This window comes from Streptomyces sp. JJ38, assembly GCF_019303475.1.
In the GTDB taxonomy this organism is placed as follows: Bacteria; Actinomycetota; Actinomycetes; order Streptomycetales; family Streptomycetaceae; genus Streptomyces.
The window spans coordinates 22690-38366 of the sequence record NZ_JABLSI010000018.1; the positions used below are offsets into that span (position 1 = coordinate 22690).

The 15677-nt window shown below is 69.9% G+C and carries 14 protein-coding genes and 3 tRNA genes; 15 read left to right on the plus strand and 2 right to left on the minus strand.

The annotated features are described in order from the left end of the window. The first annotated feature begins 362 nt into the window (after positions 1 to 362). The 6 genes from HPT28_RS12000 (at position 363) to HPT28_RS12025 (ending at position 3001) form a co-directional block, all read left to right on the plus strand. A tRNA-Thr gene (locus tag HPT28_RS12000) sits at positions 363 to 435 on the plus strand. A gap of 47 nt (positions 436 to 482) precedes the next feature. Further along, positions 483 to 555 (plus strand) — tRNA-Met (locus tag HPT28_RS12005). 92 nt (positions 556 to 647) lie between these two features. After that, positions 648 to 812, plus strand: a complete 165-nt coding sequence (gene rpmG, locus HPT28_RS12010; RefSeq protein WP_003956487.1) for a 50S ribosomal protein L33 — start codon at positions 648 to 650, stop codon at positions 810 to 812. Positions 813 to 969: 157 nt separating this feature from the next. Then, complete coding sequence (locus HPT28_RS12015) at positions 970 to 1425, plus strand: MaoC family dehydratase N-terminal domain-containing protein (RefSeq protein WP_219091024.1); 456 nt, start codon at positions 970 to 972, stop codon at positions 1423 to 1425. Between the two features lies 1 nt (position 1426). After that, positions 1427 to 1861: a MaoC family dehydratase gene (locus HPT28_RS12020; RefSeq protein WP_219091025.1), complete on the plus strand. Its 435-nt coding sequence runs from the start codon at positions 1427 to 1429 to the stop codon at positions 1859 to 1861. 84 nt (positions 1862 to 1945) lie between these two features. Then, positions 1946 to 3001: a UDP-N-acetylmuramate dehydrogenase gene (locus HPT28_RS12025; protein ID WP_219091026.1), complete on the plus strand. Its 1056-nt coding sequence runs from the start codon at positions 1946 to 1948 to the stop codon at positions 2999 to 3001. A gap of 79 nt (positions 3002 to 3080) precedes the next feature. On the opposite strand, the gene HPT28_RS12030 is transcribed toward HPT28_RS12025, so the two are convergent. Both HPT28_RS12030 and HPT28_RS12035 read right to left on the minus strand, forming a co-directional pair. Further along, the gene (locus HPT28_RS12030; RefSeq protein WP_219091027.1) at positions 3081 to 4100 is read right to left on the minus strand and encodes an adenosine deaminase; all 1020 of its coding nucleotides are present in this window, start codon (positions 4098 to 4100) and stop codon (positions 3081 to 3083) included. A gap of 184 nt (positions 4101 to 4284) precedes the next feature. Further along, positions 4285 to 5526, minus strand: coding sequence for a pyridoxal phosphate-dependent aminotransferase (locus HPT28_RS12035; RefSeq protein ID WP_219091028.1), 1242 nt, complete (start codon positions 5524 to 5526; stop codon positions 4285 to 4287). A 320-nt stretch (positions 5527 to 5846) separates the two neighbouring features. Here HPT28_RS12035 and HPT28_RS12040 point away from each other — a divergent pair. From HPT28_RS12040 to rpoB, 9 genes are all read left to right on the plus strand, one after another. Continuing rightward, positions 5847 to 5919: transfer RNA gene (locus HPT28_RS12040), tRNA-Trp, on the plus strand. Between the two features lie 116 nt (positions 5920 to 6035). After that, the gene (secE, locus tag HPT28_RS12045; protein ID WP_219091029.1) at positions 6036 to 6317 is read left to right on the plus strand and encodes a preprotein translocase subunit SecE; all 282 of its coding nucleotides are present in this window, start codon (positions 6036 to 6038) and stop codon (positions 6315 to 6317) included. A gap of 77 nt (positions 6318 to 6394) precedes the next feature. Beyond that, entirely contained in the window at positions 6395 to 7270 is an 876-nt protein-coding gene (gene nusG / locus HPT28_RS12050; protein WP_219091030.1) for a transcription termination/antitermination protein NusG, read from the plus strand. A 271-nt stretch (positions 7271 to 7541) separates the two neighbouring features. Then, a complete protein-coding gene (gene rplK / locus HPT28_RS12055; RefSeq protein WP_219091031.1) occupies positions 7542 to 7976 on the plus strand; it encodes a 50S ribosomal protein L11 in 435 nt (144 codons plus the stop codon). An 85-nt stretch (positions 7977 to 8061) separates the two neighbouring features. Further along, positions 8062 to 8784: a 50S ribosomal protein L1 gene (gene rplA, locus HPT28_RS12060; RefSeq protein ID WP_219091032.1), complete on the plus strand. Its 723-nt coding sequence runs from the start codon at positions 8062 to 8064 to the stop codon at positions 8782 to 8784. Positions 8785 to 8904: 120 nt separating this feature from the next. Continuing rightward, positions 8905 to 9873, plus strand: coding sequence for a hypothetical protein (locus HPT28_RS12065; RefSeq protein WP_219091033.1), 969 nt, complete (start codon positions 8905 to 8907; stop codon positions 9871 to 9873). A 523-nt stretch (positions 9874 to 10396) separates the two neighbouring features. After that, on the plus strand, positions 10397 to 10951 hold the full coding sequence (gene rplJ / locus HPT28_RS12070) for a 50S ribosomal protein L10 (RefSeq protein WP_219091034.1): 555 nt from the start codon (positions 10397 to 10399) through the stop codon (positions 10949 to 10951). 108 nt (positions 10952 to 11059) lie between these two features. Further along, the gene (rplL, locus tag HPT28_RS12075) at positions 11060 to 11449 is read left to right on the plus strand and encodes a 50S ribosomal protein L7/L12 (protein WP_219091035.1); all 390 of its coding nucleotides are present in this window, start codon (positions 11060 to 11062) and stop codon (positions 11447 to 11449) included. A 653-nt stretch (positions 11450 to 12102) separates the two neighbouring features. After that, entirely contained in the window at positions 12103 to 15585 is a 3483-nt protein-coding gene (gene rpoB, locus HPT28_RS12080; protein WP_219091036.1) for a DNA-directed RNA polymerase subunit beta, read from the plus strand. The last annotated feature ends 92 nt before the right edge of the window (positions 15586 to 15677 follow it).

Here is a 15677-nt window from a genome sequence, read left to right on the forward strand (position 1 = left end):
GCGGACGATGCTGCCCAGTCGCGGCCTGTCGGGATAAGTCGTACCGGCGGTGGCGGGCCACCCGACGGCCGCCCGCCGGAATCGGCGGGGTCGCGCGGAGGAGCGCGGCCGGGGCCCGCCCGGCGGGCGCTGAACGGGGAGGACGCCGAACGGTGGGGCCTGAGGACGCAGAGGACGCCGACCCGGGGGGAGAGCGAACCGGGAGGACGTCGGCTGGGCGGCGCGGGGGCGTGCGCGGCGGAGCGCGGGATCGCGCGCGACGTCGCACGTCGGGCGGCGCGCCGGGCGGCGCGCGAGGGCGCCTCACGCCCGCGATACGGATTTCACCTTCGGCGGCGGACCGTGTAGTGTCTTCATCGCTCGCCCCAATAGCTCAGTCGGCAGAGCGTCTCCATGGTAAGGAGAAGGTCAACGGTTCGATTCCGTTTTGGGGCTCTGATGTGGAAGGCCGTCCGCCAGCGGTGGAGGGCCGGTCACATCGTGGCGGCGTAGCTCAGTCGGTAGAGCAAACGGCTCATAATCGTTGTGTCACCGGTTCAAGTCCGGTCGCCGCTACTAATCCCAGTAGCCGATTGTGGGGTCGGTCCTTCGATCGGCTACTCTTTCTGCGTTAAACACCTATTCGTTCGCGTCAAGGAGCACTCAACGTGGCTGCCACCGACGTCCGCCCGAAGATCACGCTGGCCTGCGTGGAGTGCAAGGAGCGGAACTACATCACCAAGAAGAACCGGCGTAACAACCCGGACCGTCTTGAGATGAAGAAGCACTGCCCGCGCTGCAACTCGCACACCGCGCACCGCGAGACGCGCTGACCGCAGGGTTGATCAAGGTTCGTCACTGAGGCCGCCCCCTTTCCCGGGGGCGGCCTCAGGGCGTTTCGGGGTCGGGGGAGACCAACGCCACAGCGGCGGTGCGCCCGGCCCCGTGAGGTGTACGGACAGACCAGATCCCAGCAGGAGGTAGCGGGCCATGGCCCTCGACCAGTCGTTCGTCGGGCGGAGTTACCCGCCCACCGCGCCCTACGAGGTCGGCCGCGAGAAGATCCGGGAGTTCGCGGAGGCCATCGGCGACGCGAACCCGGCGTACACGGACCAGGAGGCGGCGAAGGCCCTCGGCCACGAGGATGTGATCGCCCCGCCCACCTTCGTGTTCAGTATCACCTTCCGCGCCGCCGGGCAGGTCGTGCAGGACCCGGAGCTGGGGCTGGACTACAGCCGCGTCGTGCACGGCGACCAGCGTTTCGTCTACACCCGCCCGGTGCGGGCCGGCGACCGGTTGACGGTGACGTCGACCGTCGAGGCCGTCAAGTCCATGGCGGGCAACGACATCCTGGACATCCGTGGTGAGGTGCACGACGCGCTGGGCGAGCACGTCGTGACCGCCTTCACCAAGCTGGTGGCCCGCGCGGCGGAGGAGAAGAGCTGAGATGACCGCCACGATCGCCTACGCGGACGTCGAGCCCGGCACCGAGCTGCCCGCGCAGACGTTCCCCGTCACCCGCGAGACCCTGGTGCGGTATGCCGGGGCCTCGGGGGACTTCAACCCGATTCACTGGAACGAGCGCTTCGCCCGTGAGGTCGGCCTGCCCGACGTCATCGCGCACGGCATGTTCACCATGGCCTCCGCCGTCCGTGTCGTCACCGACTGGGTCGGTGACCCGAGCGCCGTCGTCGAGTACGGGGTGCGCTTCACCAAGCCCGTCGTCGTCCCGGACGACGGGAAGGGCGCCGTGATCGAGGTCTCGGCGAAGGTCGCGGCCAAGCTGGACGACGAGGCCCGCACCGTCCGGGTGGACCTCACGGCCACCAGCGCGGGGCAGAAGGTGCTGGGCATGTCCCGCGCCGTCGTCCGCCTCGCCTGACGCTCGCCGGCCTCCCCCGGCCCCCGTTCCCCGGTAACCGCTCGCCCGGCGTCTCCGTCGGGCCCGCCCCTTACGCTGGTGCCCGTGCAGGAACTTCTCGACGCCCCGCTCGCCCCGCTGACCACCTTCCGACTCGGCGGGCCGGCGCGCCGCCTCGTCACCGCCACCACGGACGACGAGGTGGTCGCCGCCGTGCGCGCCGCCGACGAGGCGGGCACGCCGCTGCTGCCGGTCGGCGGCGGCAGCAACCTCGTGATCGGCGACGGCGGCTTCGACGGCACCGCCCTGCGCATCGCCACCACGGGCTTCGCCCTGGACGGGACGGCGCTGGAGCTGGCGGCGGGGGAGACGTGGTCCGACGCCGTCACCCGCACCGTCGAGGCGGGGCTCGCCGGGATCGAGTGCCTGGCCGGGATCCCCGGTTCGGCGGGGGCCACCCCGATCCAGAACGTCGGCGCCTACGGGCAGGAGGTGTCGTCCGTCATCACGGAGGTCGTCGCCTACGACCGCGCCGAGCGGCGGGTGGTGACGGTCCCGGCGGCCGACTGCGGCTTCTCCTACCGGCACAGCCGCTTCAAGGCGCACCCGGAGCGCTACGTCGTGCTGCGGGTGCGCTTCGCGCTGGAGGACGCCGGCGGGCTCTCGGCGCCCATCCGCTACGCGGAGACGGCACGGGCCCTCGGGGTCGAGGTCGGGGAGCGCGTTCCCGCGGCCCGGGCCCGCGAAACCGTCCTGAAGCTCCGGGCCGGCAAGGGCATGGTGCTCGACCCGGAGGACCACGACACCTGGTCCGCCGGCTCCTTCTTCACCAACCCGATCCTGAGCGAGGCCGAGCACGCCGCGTTCCGCGCCCGCGTCACCGAGCGCCTCGGGCCGAGCGTCGAGCCGCCCGCCTGGCCGGTCGGCGACGGCCGGGTGAAGACGTCCGCGGCCTGGCTGATCGACCACGCCGGGTTCCGCAAGGGCCATGGCACCGGCGCCGCCCGGATCTCCACCAAGCACACGCTGGCGCTCACCAACCGGGGCGCGGCCACCACCGAGGAGCTGCTGGGCCTCGCCCGCGAGGTCCGGGACGGCGTGCGGGCGGCCTTCGGGGTCACGCTGGTCAACGAGCCCGTCACCGTCGGCTGCGCCCTCTAGCCGGGACGCGCGCCCCCGAGGCGCCCCTCCGAGGCGCACCGAGACGCCGCGAGAGACCGTGAGACACCGCGACGTGCGGTCAGGCCGTCAGCCAGGCGTCGATGTCCGCCAGCAGGGCCTTGCGCACCTCCGGCGGGGCCACCGAGCCGCGCACCGACTGCCGGGCCAGCTCGGCCAGCTCCACATCCGAGAAGCCGTGGTGCTCGCGGGCCAGCTCGTACTGGGCGGCCAGCCGGGAGCCGAACAGCAGCGGATCGTCGGCGCCCAGCGCCATCGGCACCCCCGCGTCCCACAGCACCCGCAGCGGGACGTCCGCGGGCTTGTCGTAGACGCCCAGCGCCACGTTCGAGGCGGGGCAGACCTCGCAGGTCACGCCAGCGTCGGCGAGCCGGGCCAGCAGCCCCGGGTCCTCCGCGGCCCGCACCCCGTGCCCCACGCGACGCGCGGCCAGGTCGTCCAGGCAGTCCCGCACGCTGCTGGGGCCGGTCAGTTCGCCGCCGTGCGGCGCGGCGAGCAGCCCGCCGTCGCGGGCGATGGCGAACGCCCGGTCGAAGTCGCGCGCGAAGCCGCGCCGCTCGTCGTTGGAGAGCCCGAAGCCGACGACGCCCCGGTCCCGGTAGCGCACCGCGAGCCGGGCCAGGGTGCGGGCGTCCAGCGGGTGCTTCATGCGGTTGGCGGCCACGAGGACCCGGATGGACAGGCCCGTGTGGCGCTGGGCGGCCTCGACGGCGTCCAGGATGATCTCCAGCGCGGGGATCAGCCCGCCCAGCCGCGGCGCGTAGGAGGTCGGGTCCACCTGGATCTCCAGCCACCGCGAACCGTCCCGCAGATCCTCCTCCGCCGTCTCGCGGACCAGCCGGTGGATGTCCTCGGGCTCGCGCAGGCAGGAGCGCGCGATGTCGTAGAGCCGCTGGAAGCGGAACCAGCCGCGCTCGTCCGTGGCCCGCAGCTTGGGGGGCTCTCCGCCGCGCAGCGCGTCCGGCAGGTGGACGCCGTACTTGTCGGCCAGCTCCAGCAGTGTGCCGGGCCGCATCGAGCCGGTGAAGTGCAGGTGCAGGTGGGCCTTGGGGAGCTGCCGGACATCACGTGCGCGTTCCATCCCAAGATCCTGCCGCAGACCACCGGAGTCGGGAAGCGGCTTTCCGCAATTCCGGGACCCCCGCGAACAGACGTCCACGCGCCGGCCCCGCCCACGGGGGCCCACACGCGCCGGACCCCCGTCCGCGGTCGGAACGGGGGTCCGGAGGAGAGCGGTCGCGGGCGGCCGCGCGCCGCCCGTGGGCTCAGCGCGCCTCGGCCAGCAGCTTCTGGATCCGGGAGACGCCCTCGACCAGGTCCTCGTCACCCAGAGCGTAGGACAGCCGCAGGTAGCCGGGGGTGCCGAAGGCCTCACCGGGAACGACGGCGACCTCGGCCTCCTCCAGGATCAGCGCGGCCAGCTCCACGGTGTCGGCGGGGCGCTTGCCGCGGATCTCCTTGCCCAGGAGGCCCTTGACCGACGGGTAGGCGTAGAAGGCGCCCTCGGGCTCCGGGCAGACGACGCCGTCGATCTCGTTGAGCATCCGCACGATCGTGCGGCGCCGACGGTCGAAGGCCTCCTTCATCGTGTCCACGGCCGTCAGGTCGCCGGAGACGGCGGCCAGCGCGGCGGCCTGGGCCACGTTGCTGACGTTGGAGGTGGCGTGGGACTGGAGGTTCGTCGCGGCCTTGACGATGTCCTTCGGGCCGATGATCCAGCCGACCCGCCAGCCGGTCATGGCGTACGTCTTGGCCACGCCGTTGACGACGACGCAGCGGTCGGCCAGCTCCGGGACGACGACGGGCAGCGAGGAGAACTCGGCGTCGCCGTAGACGAGGTGCTCGTAGATCTCGTCCGTCATCACCCACAGGCCGTGCTCGGCGGCCCAGCGGCCCACGGCCTCGACCTGCTCGCGCGTGTACACGGCGCCGGTCGGGTTGGAGGGGGAGACGAAGAGCAGCACCTTGGTGCGCTCGGTGCGCGCGGCCTCGAGCTGCTCGACGCTCACCCGGTAGCCGGTCGTCTCGTCGGCGACGACGGGCACCGGAACGCCGCCGGCGAGCTTGATCGACTCCGGGTAGGTCGTCCAGTACGGGGCCGGGACGATGACCTCGTCGCCCGGGTCCAGCATGGCGGCGAAGGCCTCGTAGATGGCCTGCTTGCCGCCGTTGGTGACGAGCACGTTGGCCGCCTCCACCCGGTAGCCCGAGTCGCGCAGCGTCTTCTCGGCGATGGCGGCCTTCAGCTCGGGCAGGCCGCCGGCCGGGGTGTAGCGGTGGAACTTGGGGTTGCGGCACGCCTCGACCGCCGCCTCGACGATGTAGTCGGGAGTCGGGAAGTCGGGCTCGCCCGCGCCGAAACCGATGACCGGCCGTCCGGCCGCCTTGAGGGCCTTCGCCTTGGCGTCGACGGCCAGGGTGGCCGACTCGGAGATCGCGCCGATGCGCGCCGACACGCGGTTCCCGGTCGGGGCGGGGGACTGGTCTGAGGGGGTTGCAGCAGTCATACGAGCATCGTTGCAGACTCGCCGTCGGCCGGACACAACGGTTTCACTCCCCGGAGTCACCGCCCCGGGCCCGCGCCAGCCCCGGAGTCGGCGCGCGGACCCGCCCCGGAGCCCGTGCCGTGCCCCGTTCCCAGCCTCCCCCCGCAGCCGCGCGGGTGCGCCGGTTGGGCTCCGCCCGGGGGCCTGCGCACAGCCGCCGGGTGCAACCTGTTCGACGGCAGCGCGGTGAGCACGTACACTCTTCCCTCGTTGGCCTTCAGCGACCGTGGGCCGGGCACTCTACGCAGTGCCGGGAATGCGGTAGGTTGGGGGATCCGCAAAGGGTCGTAGCTCAATTGGTAGAGCACTGGTCTCCAAAACCAGCGGTTGGGGGTTCAAGTCCCTCCGGCCCTGCTCACGCATCTTCTCCACCCCATAGGATGGTGCGTGCAGGCGTACGTACTGAAATGCACCGCCGTGCGGCTGGGCCGAACGTCGCACGGCCCCGACCCCGGATCAGGTGAGGACAAGTGGCGGAGATCACCGATACTGCCGAGGTCCCCGAGCCCGGGCGTTCGTCGGACGACAAGAAGCCGCGGCGCGGCGGCAAGCGAGCCAAGAAGGGTCCGCTGGCTCGGCTGGCACTCTTCTACCGGCAGATCGTCGCCGAGCTCCGCAAGGTCGTCTGGCCCACGCGGCAGCAGCTCGCGACGTACACCACCGTGGTGATCATTTTTGTTCTCATCGTCATCGGTTTTGTCTTCGTGATTGACTATGGATTCAGCAAGGCCGTCGAGTTCGTCTTCGGCTGAGCCCCACCGCGGCGGCACCGCTTCCGTGGTGCCGATCCGTATGTTCGACCCCATAAAGCCAGGAAGAAGCAGCTACCGTGTCTGACCCGAACCTGAACGACGCCGTCGAGCCCGCCCAGGGCGGCGAGGCTGCGCTCGACTCCGTCGAGTCCACGGCAGCCGACAGCGTCGACCAGGCCGAGGCCGTGCAGGCCGCCGACGCGGTCGAGGAGCCCACCGTCGAAGCCGGCGCCGAGGTCGAGGCCGAGGCGGGGGCCGGTGAGGCCGCCGAGGACGACGCGGAGGCCGCCGAGGCCGCCGACACCGAGGCCGCCGAAGAGGCCGAGGAAGAGCCCGTCGACCCCGTCGCCGCGCTCCGCGAGGAGCTGCGCTTCCAGCCGGGCGAGTGGTACGTCATCCACACCTACGCCGGCTACGAGAACCGGGTGAAGACGAACCTGGAGCAGCGGGCCGTCTCGCTCAACGTCGAGGACTACATCTTCCAGGCCGAGGTGCCGCAGGAAGAGGTCGCCCAGATCAAGAACGGCGAGCGCCGCACCGTCCGGCAGAACAAGCTGCCCAGCTACGTGCTGGTCCGCATGGAACTGACGAACGAGTCCTGGGGCGTCGTCCGCAACACCCCCGGTGTCACCGGCTTCGTCGGGAACGCCTACGACCCGTACCCGCTCACGCTGGACGAGGTCGTCAAGATGCTCGCCCCCGAGGCCGAGGAGAAGGCCGCCAAGGAGGCCGCCGAGGCCGAGGGCCGTCCGGCGCCCAGCCGCAAGGTCGAGGTGCAGGTGCTGGACTTCGAGGTGGGCGACTCGGTCACCGTCACCGACGGCCCCTTCGCCACCCTCCAGGCGACCATCAACGAGATCAACGCCGACTCCAAGAAGGTCAAGGGCCTGGTGGAGATCTTCGGCCGCGAGACCCCGGTCGAGCTGAGCTTCGACCAGATCCAGAAGAACTGAGGCCCACGGCCCGGTCGAGCCCCCGCACGGCGCCAGCGGCGCCGCCGGGGGCTCGTTCCGTGCGGCCTCACACGCACCTCGGCCGTCGGTGACGTCCGCGGCCCGGCCCGTCCGACGGCGGGCCCGGCGGTGGTCGTCACGGCCTCCGCCCCAGGCTCGGGACCTGCCGGTTTCGCTCTGGGGTGGGGCATTGGCTATCGTGGTGCGGTATGCCTCCATCCGGATGACGGATGGATTGGCGAAACACTCTCACTCAAGACCCGGAGAGAGCATGCCTCCCAAGAAGAAGAAGGTCACGGGGCTGATCAAGCTCCAGATCCAGGCCGGTGCCGCGAACCCGGCTCCGCCGGTCGGCCCCGCGCTGGGCCAGCACGGCGTGAACATCATGGAGTTCTGCAAGGCCTACAACGCCGCGACCGAGTCGCAGCGCGGTTGGGTCATCCCGGTGGAGATCACGGTCTACGAGGACCGTTCGTTCACCTTCATCACCAAGACCCCGCCGGCCGCGAAGATGATCCTCAAGGCCGCGGGCGTGGAGAAGGGCTCCGGCGAGCCGCACACCAAGAAGGTCGCCAAGATCACGCGCGACCAGGTGCGGGAGATCGCCACCACCAAGATGCCCGACCTCAACGCCAACGACCTGGACGCCGCCGAGAAGATCATCGCCGGCACCGCGCGTTCCATGGGCGTGACGGTCGAGGGCTGACCGACCCCGGTCACCAGCAGTTCCCGTGGAAGGGCCGAGCGCTTGGCCCACACCACGACTCCATACCTGAAACACAGGAGCAGAAGTGAAGCGCAGCAAGACTCTCCGCAGCGCGGACGCCAAGGTCGACCGCACGCGGCTCTACGCCCCCCTCGAGGCCGTCCGCCTCGCCAAGGAGACCTCCGGGGTCAAGTTCGACCCCACCGTCGAGGTCGCGTTCCGGCTGGGTGTGGACCCGCGCAAGGCCGACCAGATGGTCCGCGGCACCGTGAACCTGCCGCACGGCACCGGTAAGACCGCCCGGGTCCTGGTCTTCGCGACCGGTGACCGTGCAGCCGCCGCGGAAGCCGCGGGCGCCGACATCGTCGGCTCCGACGAGCTGATCGACGAGATCTCCAAGGGCAACCGCCTGAACGAGTTCGACGCCGTCGTCGCCACCCCGGACCTCATGGGCAAGGTCGGCCGCCTGGGCCGCGTGCTCGGTCCGCGTGGTCTGATGCCGAACCCCAAGACCGGCACCGTCACCCCCGACGTCGCCAAGGCCGTCACCGAGATCAAGGGCGGCAAGATCGAGTTCCGTGTCGACAAGCACGCGAACCTGCACTTCATCATCGGCAAGGCCTCGTTCAGCGACGAGCAGCTCGTCGAGAACTACGCGGCGGCGCTGGAGGAGATCAACCGGCTGAAGCCGTCCGCGGCCAAGGGCCGGTACATCAAGAAGGCCACCATCACCACCACGATGGGCCCCGGCATCCCGGTCGACTCCAACCGCACCCGCAACCTCCTCGTCGAGGACGAGGCGGCCTGACGCGTCGGTCGAGCCTGACCCGAAGCCCCCGCTCCCTCGGAGCGGGGGCTTCGTCGTTGTCAGACACCTGCCGGCATGCACTACGGTTGGCACATTCACTGGCACAACTTGGGGGGACGCATGCGTCCGATACGTAAGACGGCGCTGGGAGCCGCGAGCCTGGCCGTGGCCGTCGTGCTGACGGGCTGCTCCGGCGGCGGCGAGAAGAGCGACGAGGGGGGCACGTCCGCCCCGGCGAAGTCCGCCGAGCAGCGCACCGAGGAGCGCTCCGCGCTCCAGGTGATGACGGCGGCGACGAAGAAGACCACCGAGGCGAAGTCCGCCCGGGTCGAGATGACGATGACGATGCCCGAGGGCGCGGCCGGTCCGGGGGGCGAGGCCGGGTCGATGGAGATGCGCGGCGTCATGTCCTGGGACCCGGTCGCCATGGACCTCACCCTCAGCGGCTCCGCCTTCGAGGAGGCGGCCGGTGAGCCCGGCATGCCGGACGAGATCCGCATGATCTGGCTCGACGACGTCATGTACATGCACATGGGCGAGGCCATGGCGGCCGAGACCGACGGCAAGAGCTGGATCAAGATGGATCTGGGCGCGCTGGCGGAGCAGACCGAGGACGAGGAGATCGCCCGGCAGATGACGGGTGGCCTGCAGGACATGGGTCAGAGCCCGGCCGAGCAGATGGCCCTCCTGCTCGACTCGCCCAGCATCAAGCACGTCGGTGCGGAGAAGCTGGACGGCGAGGCCACGCAGCACTACCAGGGCACGCTGAGCATCGCCGAGCTCCTGGAGATGGAGAAGGAGCAGTCCGCCTCCGCGGACTTCATGACCGAGGAGGAGCGCAAGGAGCTCCTGGAGGGCATGGACGAGACCGGCATCGAGAGCCTGGACCTCGACGTCTGGATCAACGGCGACGACATGCCGGTCAAGCTGACGATGACGATGGACAGCCCCATGGGCGCCATGGAGGTCACCCAGCGCATCACCGACTACGGCGTCAAGGTCGCCCCGCAGGCCCCGCCGGCGAAGGACACTTTCGACTTCATGCAGATGCTGGAGGAGATGGGGGAGCCCGGCTCCCCCGCCGTCTGAGCCCCTCGCGTTCCCCGCGCCCTGAAGGGGCGCGGGGAACTGCGCGAGCGGCCACGACGTGCCCGCGGTCCGCGAACGCACAGGTGGGGGCTGTCCCTGCCCGGGGTGGGGTGCGGGCTGCGCTTGCCAGCCCTGCGCCTTCGGCGCAGACCTCCCAAGCGCGGCAGGGCTGCCCGGAGCCGGCCGGCGGCGGGCGGGCCGGAGGCGATTTGCGCGGGTGGCGGGCGCCCCCGTACAGTGTCGCGGTAGCCAAAGACCGCTGGTCGTTGCTGTGTGCCTCCGCGAGGGGGTGCTCAGTGGCCTAAGGATCCGCCCGTTGGGCGGACGGCCCGTGCAGGCACATGAGGTCCACTCCGGCATGGGCGCGAGCCCGAAGCCGTCGAGTCACGCCCCGTGCGCCTGCGCACCGGGGCGTTTCGCTTGTTAGCGGCTCCTTCCTGTAGTGCCCGATGGGGCGGTCCGGCGCGACGGGCCGGTCGTAGGACCGGCCGAGGACCAACACCCGGAAGGAGGCGCGAGGCTCATGGCGACGCCCGACAAGGTCGCAGCCGTTGAGGAGATGACGGAGAAGTTCCGTAACTCCAACGCCGCTGTGGTCACCGCGTACACCGGTCTTTCCGTGGCACAGCTCAAGGAGCTGCGCCGCTCGCTCGGTGACAACGCCCAGTACCGTGTGGTGAAGAACACGCTGACCAAGATCGCGGCCAAGGAGGCCGGGATCACCACGCTCGACGAGTTCCTGGTGGGCTCGACGGCGGTCACCTTCGTGACCGGTGACCCGGTCGAGGCGGCTAAGGGTCTGCGTGACTTCGCCAAGGAGAACCCCGCGCTCGAGGTCAAGGGCGGTGTCCTTGACGGCAGGGCCCTGACCGCGGACGAGATCAAGAAGCTTGCGGACCTCGAGTCCCGCGAGGTGCTGCTCGCCAAGCTGGCCGGTGGCATGAAGGCGTCCATGGCGAAGGCCGCGGCGACCTTCCAGGCCCCGCTCACGAAGTTCGTCCGCACCGCGGACGCGCTGCGTGCCAAGGCCGAGCAGGGCGGTGCCGGTACGCCGGCTCCCGCCGAGGCCGCGGAGTAACCACTCCCCGGTCCAGCGGGCCCCGTCTACACAGCGAAGCCGCCAGGCGCACGCCCGCCGACATGTACGACATCCGGCACCAGCCGACTTAGTGGAAGGACGCCAACCATGGCGAAGCTCACCCAGGACGAGCTGCTCGCGCAGTTCGAGGAGATGACCCTCATCGAGCTCTCCGACTTCGTGAAGAAGTTCGAGGAGAAGTTCGACGTCGAGGCCGCCGCTCCGGCCGCCGTCGTCGCCGCCGCTCCGGGCCAGGGTGGTGGCGAGGCCGCCGCCGCCGAGGAGAAGGACGAGTTCGACGTCGTCCTCACCGGCGCCGGTGACAAGAAGATCCAGGTCATCAAGGTCGTGCGCGAGCTGACCTCCCTCGGCCTGAAGGAGGCCAAGGACCTGGTCGACAACACGCCGAAGCCGGTTCTGGAGAAGGCCAACAAGGAGGCCGCGGACAAGGCCAAGGAGGCCCTCGAGGGCGCCGGCGCCTCCGTCGAGGTCAAGTGACCCGCTGAACCTCCGCGGGGCGGTGGCCGCACGCGGCTCCCGACCCGCTCGCCGAGGGCGATCACCCATCCGGGTGGTCGCCCTCGGGCGTTTTCGGGGCCCACAGGCGGGTGAATTCCCGGGGTTACCCGCCGGTCACGCTCTCACGCGCGCGCCGCTCTCCTTGCCTTCGCGTCCGCCACGGGTAGGGTGATCACCGGTGTTCGGCGCGACCCTCCGTGACGGGGGTGTCGGGCGGGACGGGGCGGTCTCCGGCCGCCGCACATCGCGGGTGTGACGGCCGCGGCGGAGTGCGGGGCCTTGACGTATGGCGTCCGGGCGCGCGATTCTCACAAGCGCCGTGGCGTCAGGGGGCGCACCGGTTCGGAGTTCCGCGGAACCCGAGGCATGGATCCTCGGCGATGTGGGAAGTCTTGCGGCAGGCACCGAGAGGCAGGCCGAAGGACAGCGCCGAGGCAGTACCCGACAGACAACCGAGGATGAGCTCCCGGAGGGAGAGAGAGGCCCTGCGCCGATCTCCGATGTTCCGCTCTGGACATCAGTGGGCCTTGTGGCTACACTGACCCTTTGCGCTGCCTTATAGCTGCTCCCTGCCCGTCACCAGGGGCACCGGTATGCGCGTAGTGAGTCCGAGCCCTCGGAAGGACCCCCTCTTGGCCGCCTCGCGCAACGCCTCGACCGTCAATTCGAACAACGGCGCCAGCACCGCACCGCTGCGTATTTCCTTTGCGAAGATCAAGGAGCCCCTCGGGGTTCCCAACCTCCTTGCCCTCCAAACCGAGAGCTTCGACTGGCTGCTCGGCAACGAGGCGTGGAAGGGGCGGGTCGAGGCTGCCCTCGACCGGGGGGAGGACGTCCCCACCAAGTCCGGTCTGGAAGAGATCTTCGAGGAGATCTCCCCGATCGAGGACTTCTCCGGCTCCATGTCGCTGACGTTCCGCGACCACCGGTTCGAGCCGCCGAAGAACTCGATCGACGAGTGCAAGGAGCGTGACTTCACCTACGCCGCTCCGCTCTTCGTCACCGCCGAGTTCACCAACAACGAGACCGGCGAGATCAAGTCCCAGACGGTCTTCATGGGCGACTTCCCGCTCATGACGAACAAGGGCACCTTCGTCATCAACGGCACCGAGCGTGTCGTGGTCTCGCAGCTCGTCCGCTCGCCGGGCGTGTACTTCGACAGCTCCCTGGACAAGACCTCGGACAAGGAGATCTACTCCGCCAAGGTCATCCCGTCCCGCGGTGCCTGGCTGGAGATGGAGATCGACAAGCGCGACATGGTCGGTGTGCGCATCGACCGCAAGCGCAAGCAGTCGGTCACCGTGCTGCTGAAGGCCCTGGGCTGGACGAACGACCAGATCCTGGAGGAGTTCGGCCAGTACGAGTCCATGCGCGCCACCCTGGAGAAGGACCACACCCAGGGGCAGGACGACGCCCTGCTGGACATCTACCGGAAGCTGCGTCCGGGCGAGCCGCCGACGAAGGAGGCCGCCCAGACCCTGCTGGAGAACCTCTACTTCAACCCGAAGCGCTACGACCTGGCCAAGGTCGGCCGGTACAAGATCAACAAGAAGCTCGGCGGCGACGAGCCGCTGGACTCCGGCGTGCTCACCAGCGCCGACATCATCGCCACGATCAAGTACCTGGTGAAGCTGCACGCCGGGGAGACGGAGACGGTCAGCGCCGAGGGTGACGAGATCGTCGTCGAGACGGACGACATCGACCACTTCGGCAACCGCCGCCTGCGCAACGTCGGCGAGCTGATCCAGAACCAGGTCCGCACCGGTCTCGCCCGCATGGAGCGCGTGGTCCGCGAGCGCATGACCACGCAGGACGTCGAGGCGATCACGCCGCAGACCCTGATCAACATCCGGCCGGTCGTCGCCTCCATCAAGGAGTTCTTCGGCACCAGCCAGCTCTCGCAGTTCATGGACCAGACGAACCCGCTGTCGGGTCTGACCCACAAGCGCCGCCTGTCGGCGCTGGGTCCGGGCGGTCTGTCGCGTGAGCGGGCCGGCTTCGAGGTCCGTGACGTGCACCCCTCGCACTACGGCCGCATGTGCCCGATCGAGACGCCGGAAGGCCCGAACATCGGTCTGATCGGTTCGCTCGCCTCCTACGGCCGGGTCAACGCCTTCGGCTTCGTGGAGACGCCGTACCGCAAGGTGGTGGACGGCGTCGTCACCGACGAGGCGCACTACCTGACGGCCGACGAGGAGGACCGCTTCGTCATCGCGCAGGCCAACGCGCCGCTGACCGATGACATGCACTTCGCCGAGGCCCGCGTCCTGGTCCGCCGCCGTGGCGGCGAGGTCGACTACGTCACGGGTGACGAGGTCGACTACATGGACGTCTCGCCGCGCCAGATGGTGTCGGTCGCGACGGCCATGATCCCCTTCCTGGAGCACGACGACGCCAACCGCGCGCTCATGGGCTCGAACATGATGCGCCAGGCCGTGCCGCTGCTGAAGGCCGAGTCGCCGCTGGTCGGCACCGGCATGGAGTACCGCTCCGCGGTCGACGCCGGCGACGTCATCAAGGCCGAGAAGGACGGTGTCGTCCAGGAGGTCTCCGCCGACTACGTCACGGTGGCCAACGACGACGGCACGTACACCACGTACCGCGTCGCCAAGTTCTACCGTTCCAACCAGGGCACCTCCTTCAACCAGAAGGTGATCGTCGACGAGGGTGCCCGGGTCATCGAGGGCCAGGTCCTGGCCGACGGCCCGTCCACGCAGGACGGCGAGATGGCCCTCGGCAAGAACCTCCTCGTGGCGTTCATGCCCTGGGAGGGCTACAACTACGAGGACGCGATCATCCTGTCGCAGCGCCTCGTGCAGGACGACGTCCTGTCCTCGATCCACATCGAGGAGCACGAGGTCGACGCCCGGGACACCAAGCTCGGCCCCGAGGAGATCACCCGGGACATCCCGAACGTCTCCGAGGAGGTCCTCGCCGACCTCGACGAGCGCGGCATCATCCGGATCGGTGCCGAGGTCGAGGCCGGGGACATCCTGGTCGGCAAGGTCACCCCGAAGGGCGAGACGGAGCTGACGCCGGAGGAGCGCCTGCTGCGCGCGATCTTCGGTGAGAAGGCCCGTGAGGTCCGCGACACCTCGCTGAAGGTGCCGCACGGTGAGACCGGCAAGGTCATCGGCGTCCGCGTCTTCGACCGCGAGGAGGGCGACGAGCTGCCCCCGGGCGTGAACCAGCTCGTGCGCGTCTACGTGGCCCAGAAGCGCAAGATCACCGACGGTGACAAGCTCGCCGGCCGCCACGGCAACAAGGGCGTCATCTCCAAGATCCTGCCGGTCGAGGACATGCCGTTCACCGAGGACGGCACCCCGGTCGACGTCATCCTCAACCCGCTCGGCGTCCCGTCCCGGATGAACCCGGGCCAGGTGCTGGAGATCCACCTCGGCTGGCTGGCCTCCCAGGGCTGGAAGGTCGAGGGCAGCGAGGAGTGGATGGAGCGGCTGAAGGCCATCGGCGCTGACGAGGTGGCCCCGGGCACCAACGTCGCCACCCCGGTCTTCGACGGCGCCCGCGAGGACGAGCTGACGGGTCTGTTCGAGCACGCCCTGCCCAACCGCGACGGCGAGCGGGTCGTGCTGCCGTCCGGCAAGGCCCGGCTGTTCGACGGCCGCTCCGGCGAGCCGTTCCCGGACCCGATCTCCATCGGCTACATGTACATCCTCAAGCTGCACCACCTGGTGGACGACAAGCTGCACGCCCGCTCCACCGGCCCGTACAGCATGATCACCCAGCAGCCGCTGGGTGGTAAGGCCCAGTTCGGTGGCCAGCGCTTCGGTGAGATGGAGGTGTGGGCGCTGGAGGCTTACGGCGCCGCCTACGCCCTCCAGGAGCTGCTGACCATCAAGTCCGACGACGTCACCGGCCGCGTGAAGGTCTACGAGGCCATCGTCAAGGGCGAGAACATCCCCGAGCCCGGCATCCCCGAGTCCTTCAAGGTGCTCATCAAGGAGATGCAGTCGCTCTGCCTGAACGTGGAGGTGCTCTCCTCGGACGGCATGTCGATCGAGATGCGTGACACCGATGAGGACGTCTTCCGCGCCGCGGAAGAGCTCGGTATCGACCTGTCCCGGCGCGAGCCGAGCAGCGTCGAAGAGGTCTGACGGGTGGTCGGGGGGCCGTGCACACCACGGCCCCCCGGCACTCCCCGGACCCCGTTCAGACCACAATTGACACGACCCTGAGAGGGATTGAC

What these genes read in the sequence shown, in the direction of transcription:
- rplK (WP_219091031.1), top strand. Translation starts at nt 7,542, where the DNA reads ATGCCTCCCAAGAAGAAGAAGGTCACGGGGCTGATCAAGCTCCAGATC.
- rplL (WP_219091035.1), top strand. Translation starts at nt 11,060, where the DNA reads ATGGCGAAGCTCACCCAGGACGAGCTGCTCGCGCAGTTCGAGGAGATG.
- HPT28_RS12065 (WP_219091033.1), top strand. Translation starts at nt 8,905, where the DNA reads ATGCGTCCGATACGTAAGACGGCGCTGGGAGCCGCGAGCCTGGCCGTG.
- HPT28_RS12020 (WP_219091025.1), top strand. Translation starts at nt 1,427, where the DNA reads ATGACCGCCACGATCGCCTACGCGGACGTCGAGCCCGGCACCGAGCTG.
- HPT28_RS12015 (WP_219091024.1), top strand. Translation starts at nt 970, where the DNA reads ATGGCCCTCGACCAGTCGTTCGTCGGGCGGAGTTACCCGCCCACCGCG.
- rplJ (WP_219091034.1), top strand. Translation starts at nt 10,397, where the DNA reads ATGGCGACGCCCGACAAGGTCGCAGCCGTTGAGGAGATGACGGAGAAG.
- HPT28_RS12030 (WP_219091027.1), bottom strand. Translation starts at nt 4,100, where the DNA reads ATGGAACGCGCACGTGATGTCCGGCAGCTCCCCAAGGCCCACCTGCAC.
- HPT28_RS12035 (WP_219091028.1), bottom strand. Translation starts at nt 5,526, where the DNA reads ATGACTGCTGCAACCCCCTCAGACCAGTCCCCCGCCCCGACCGGGAAC.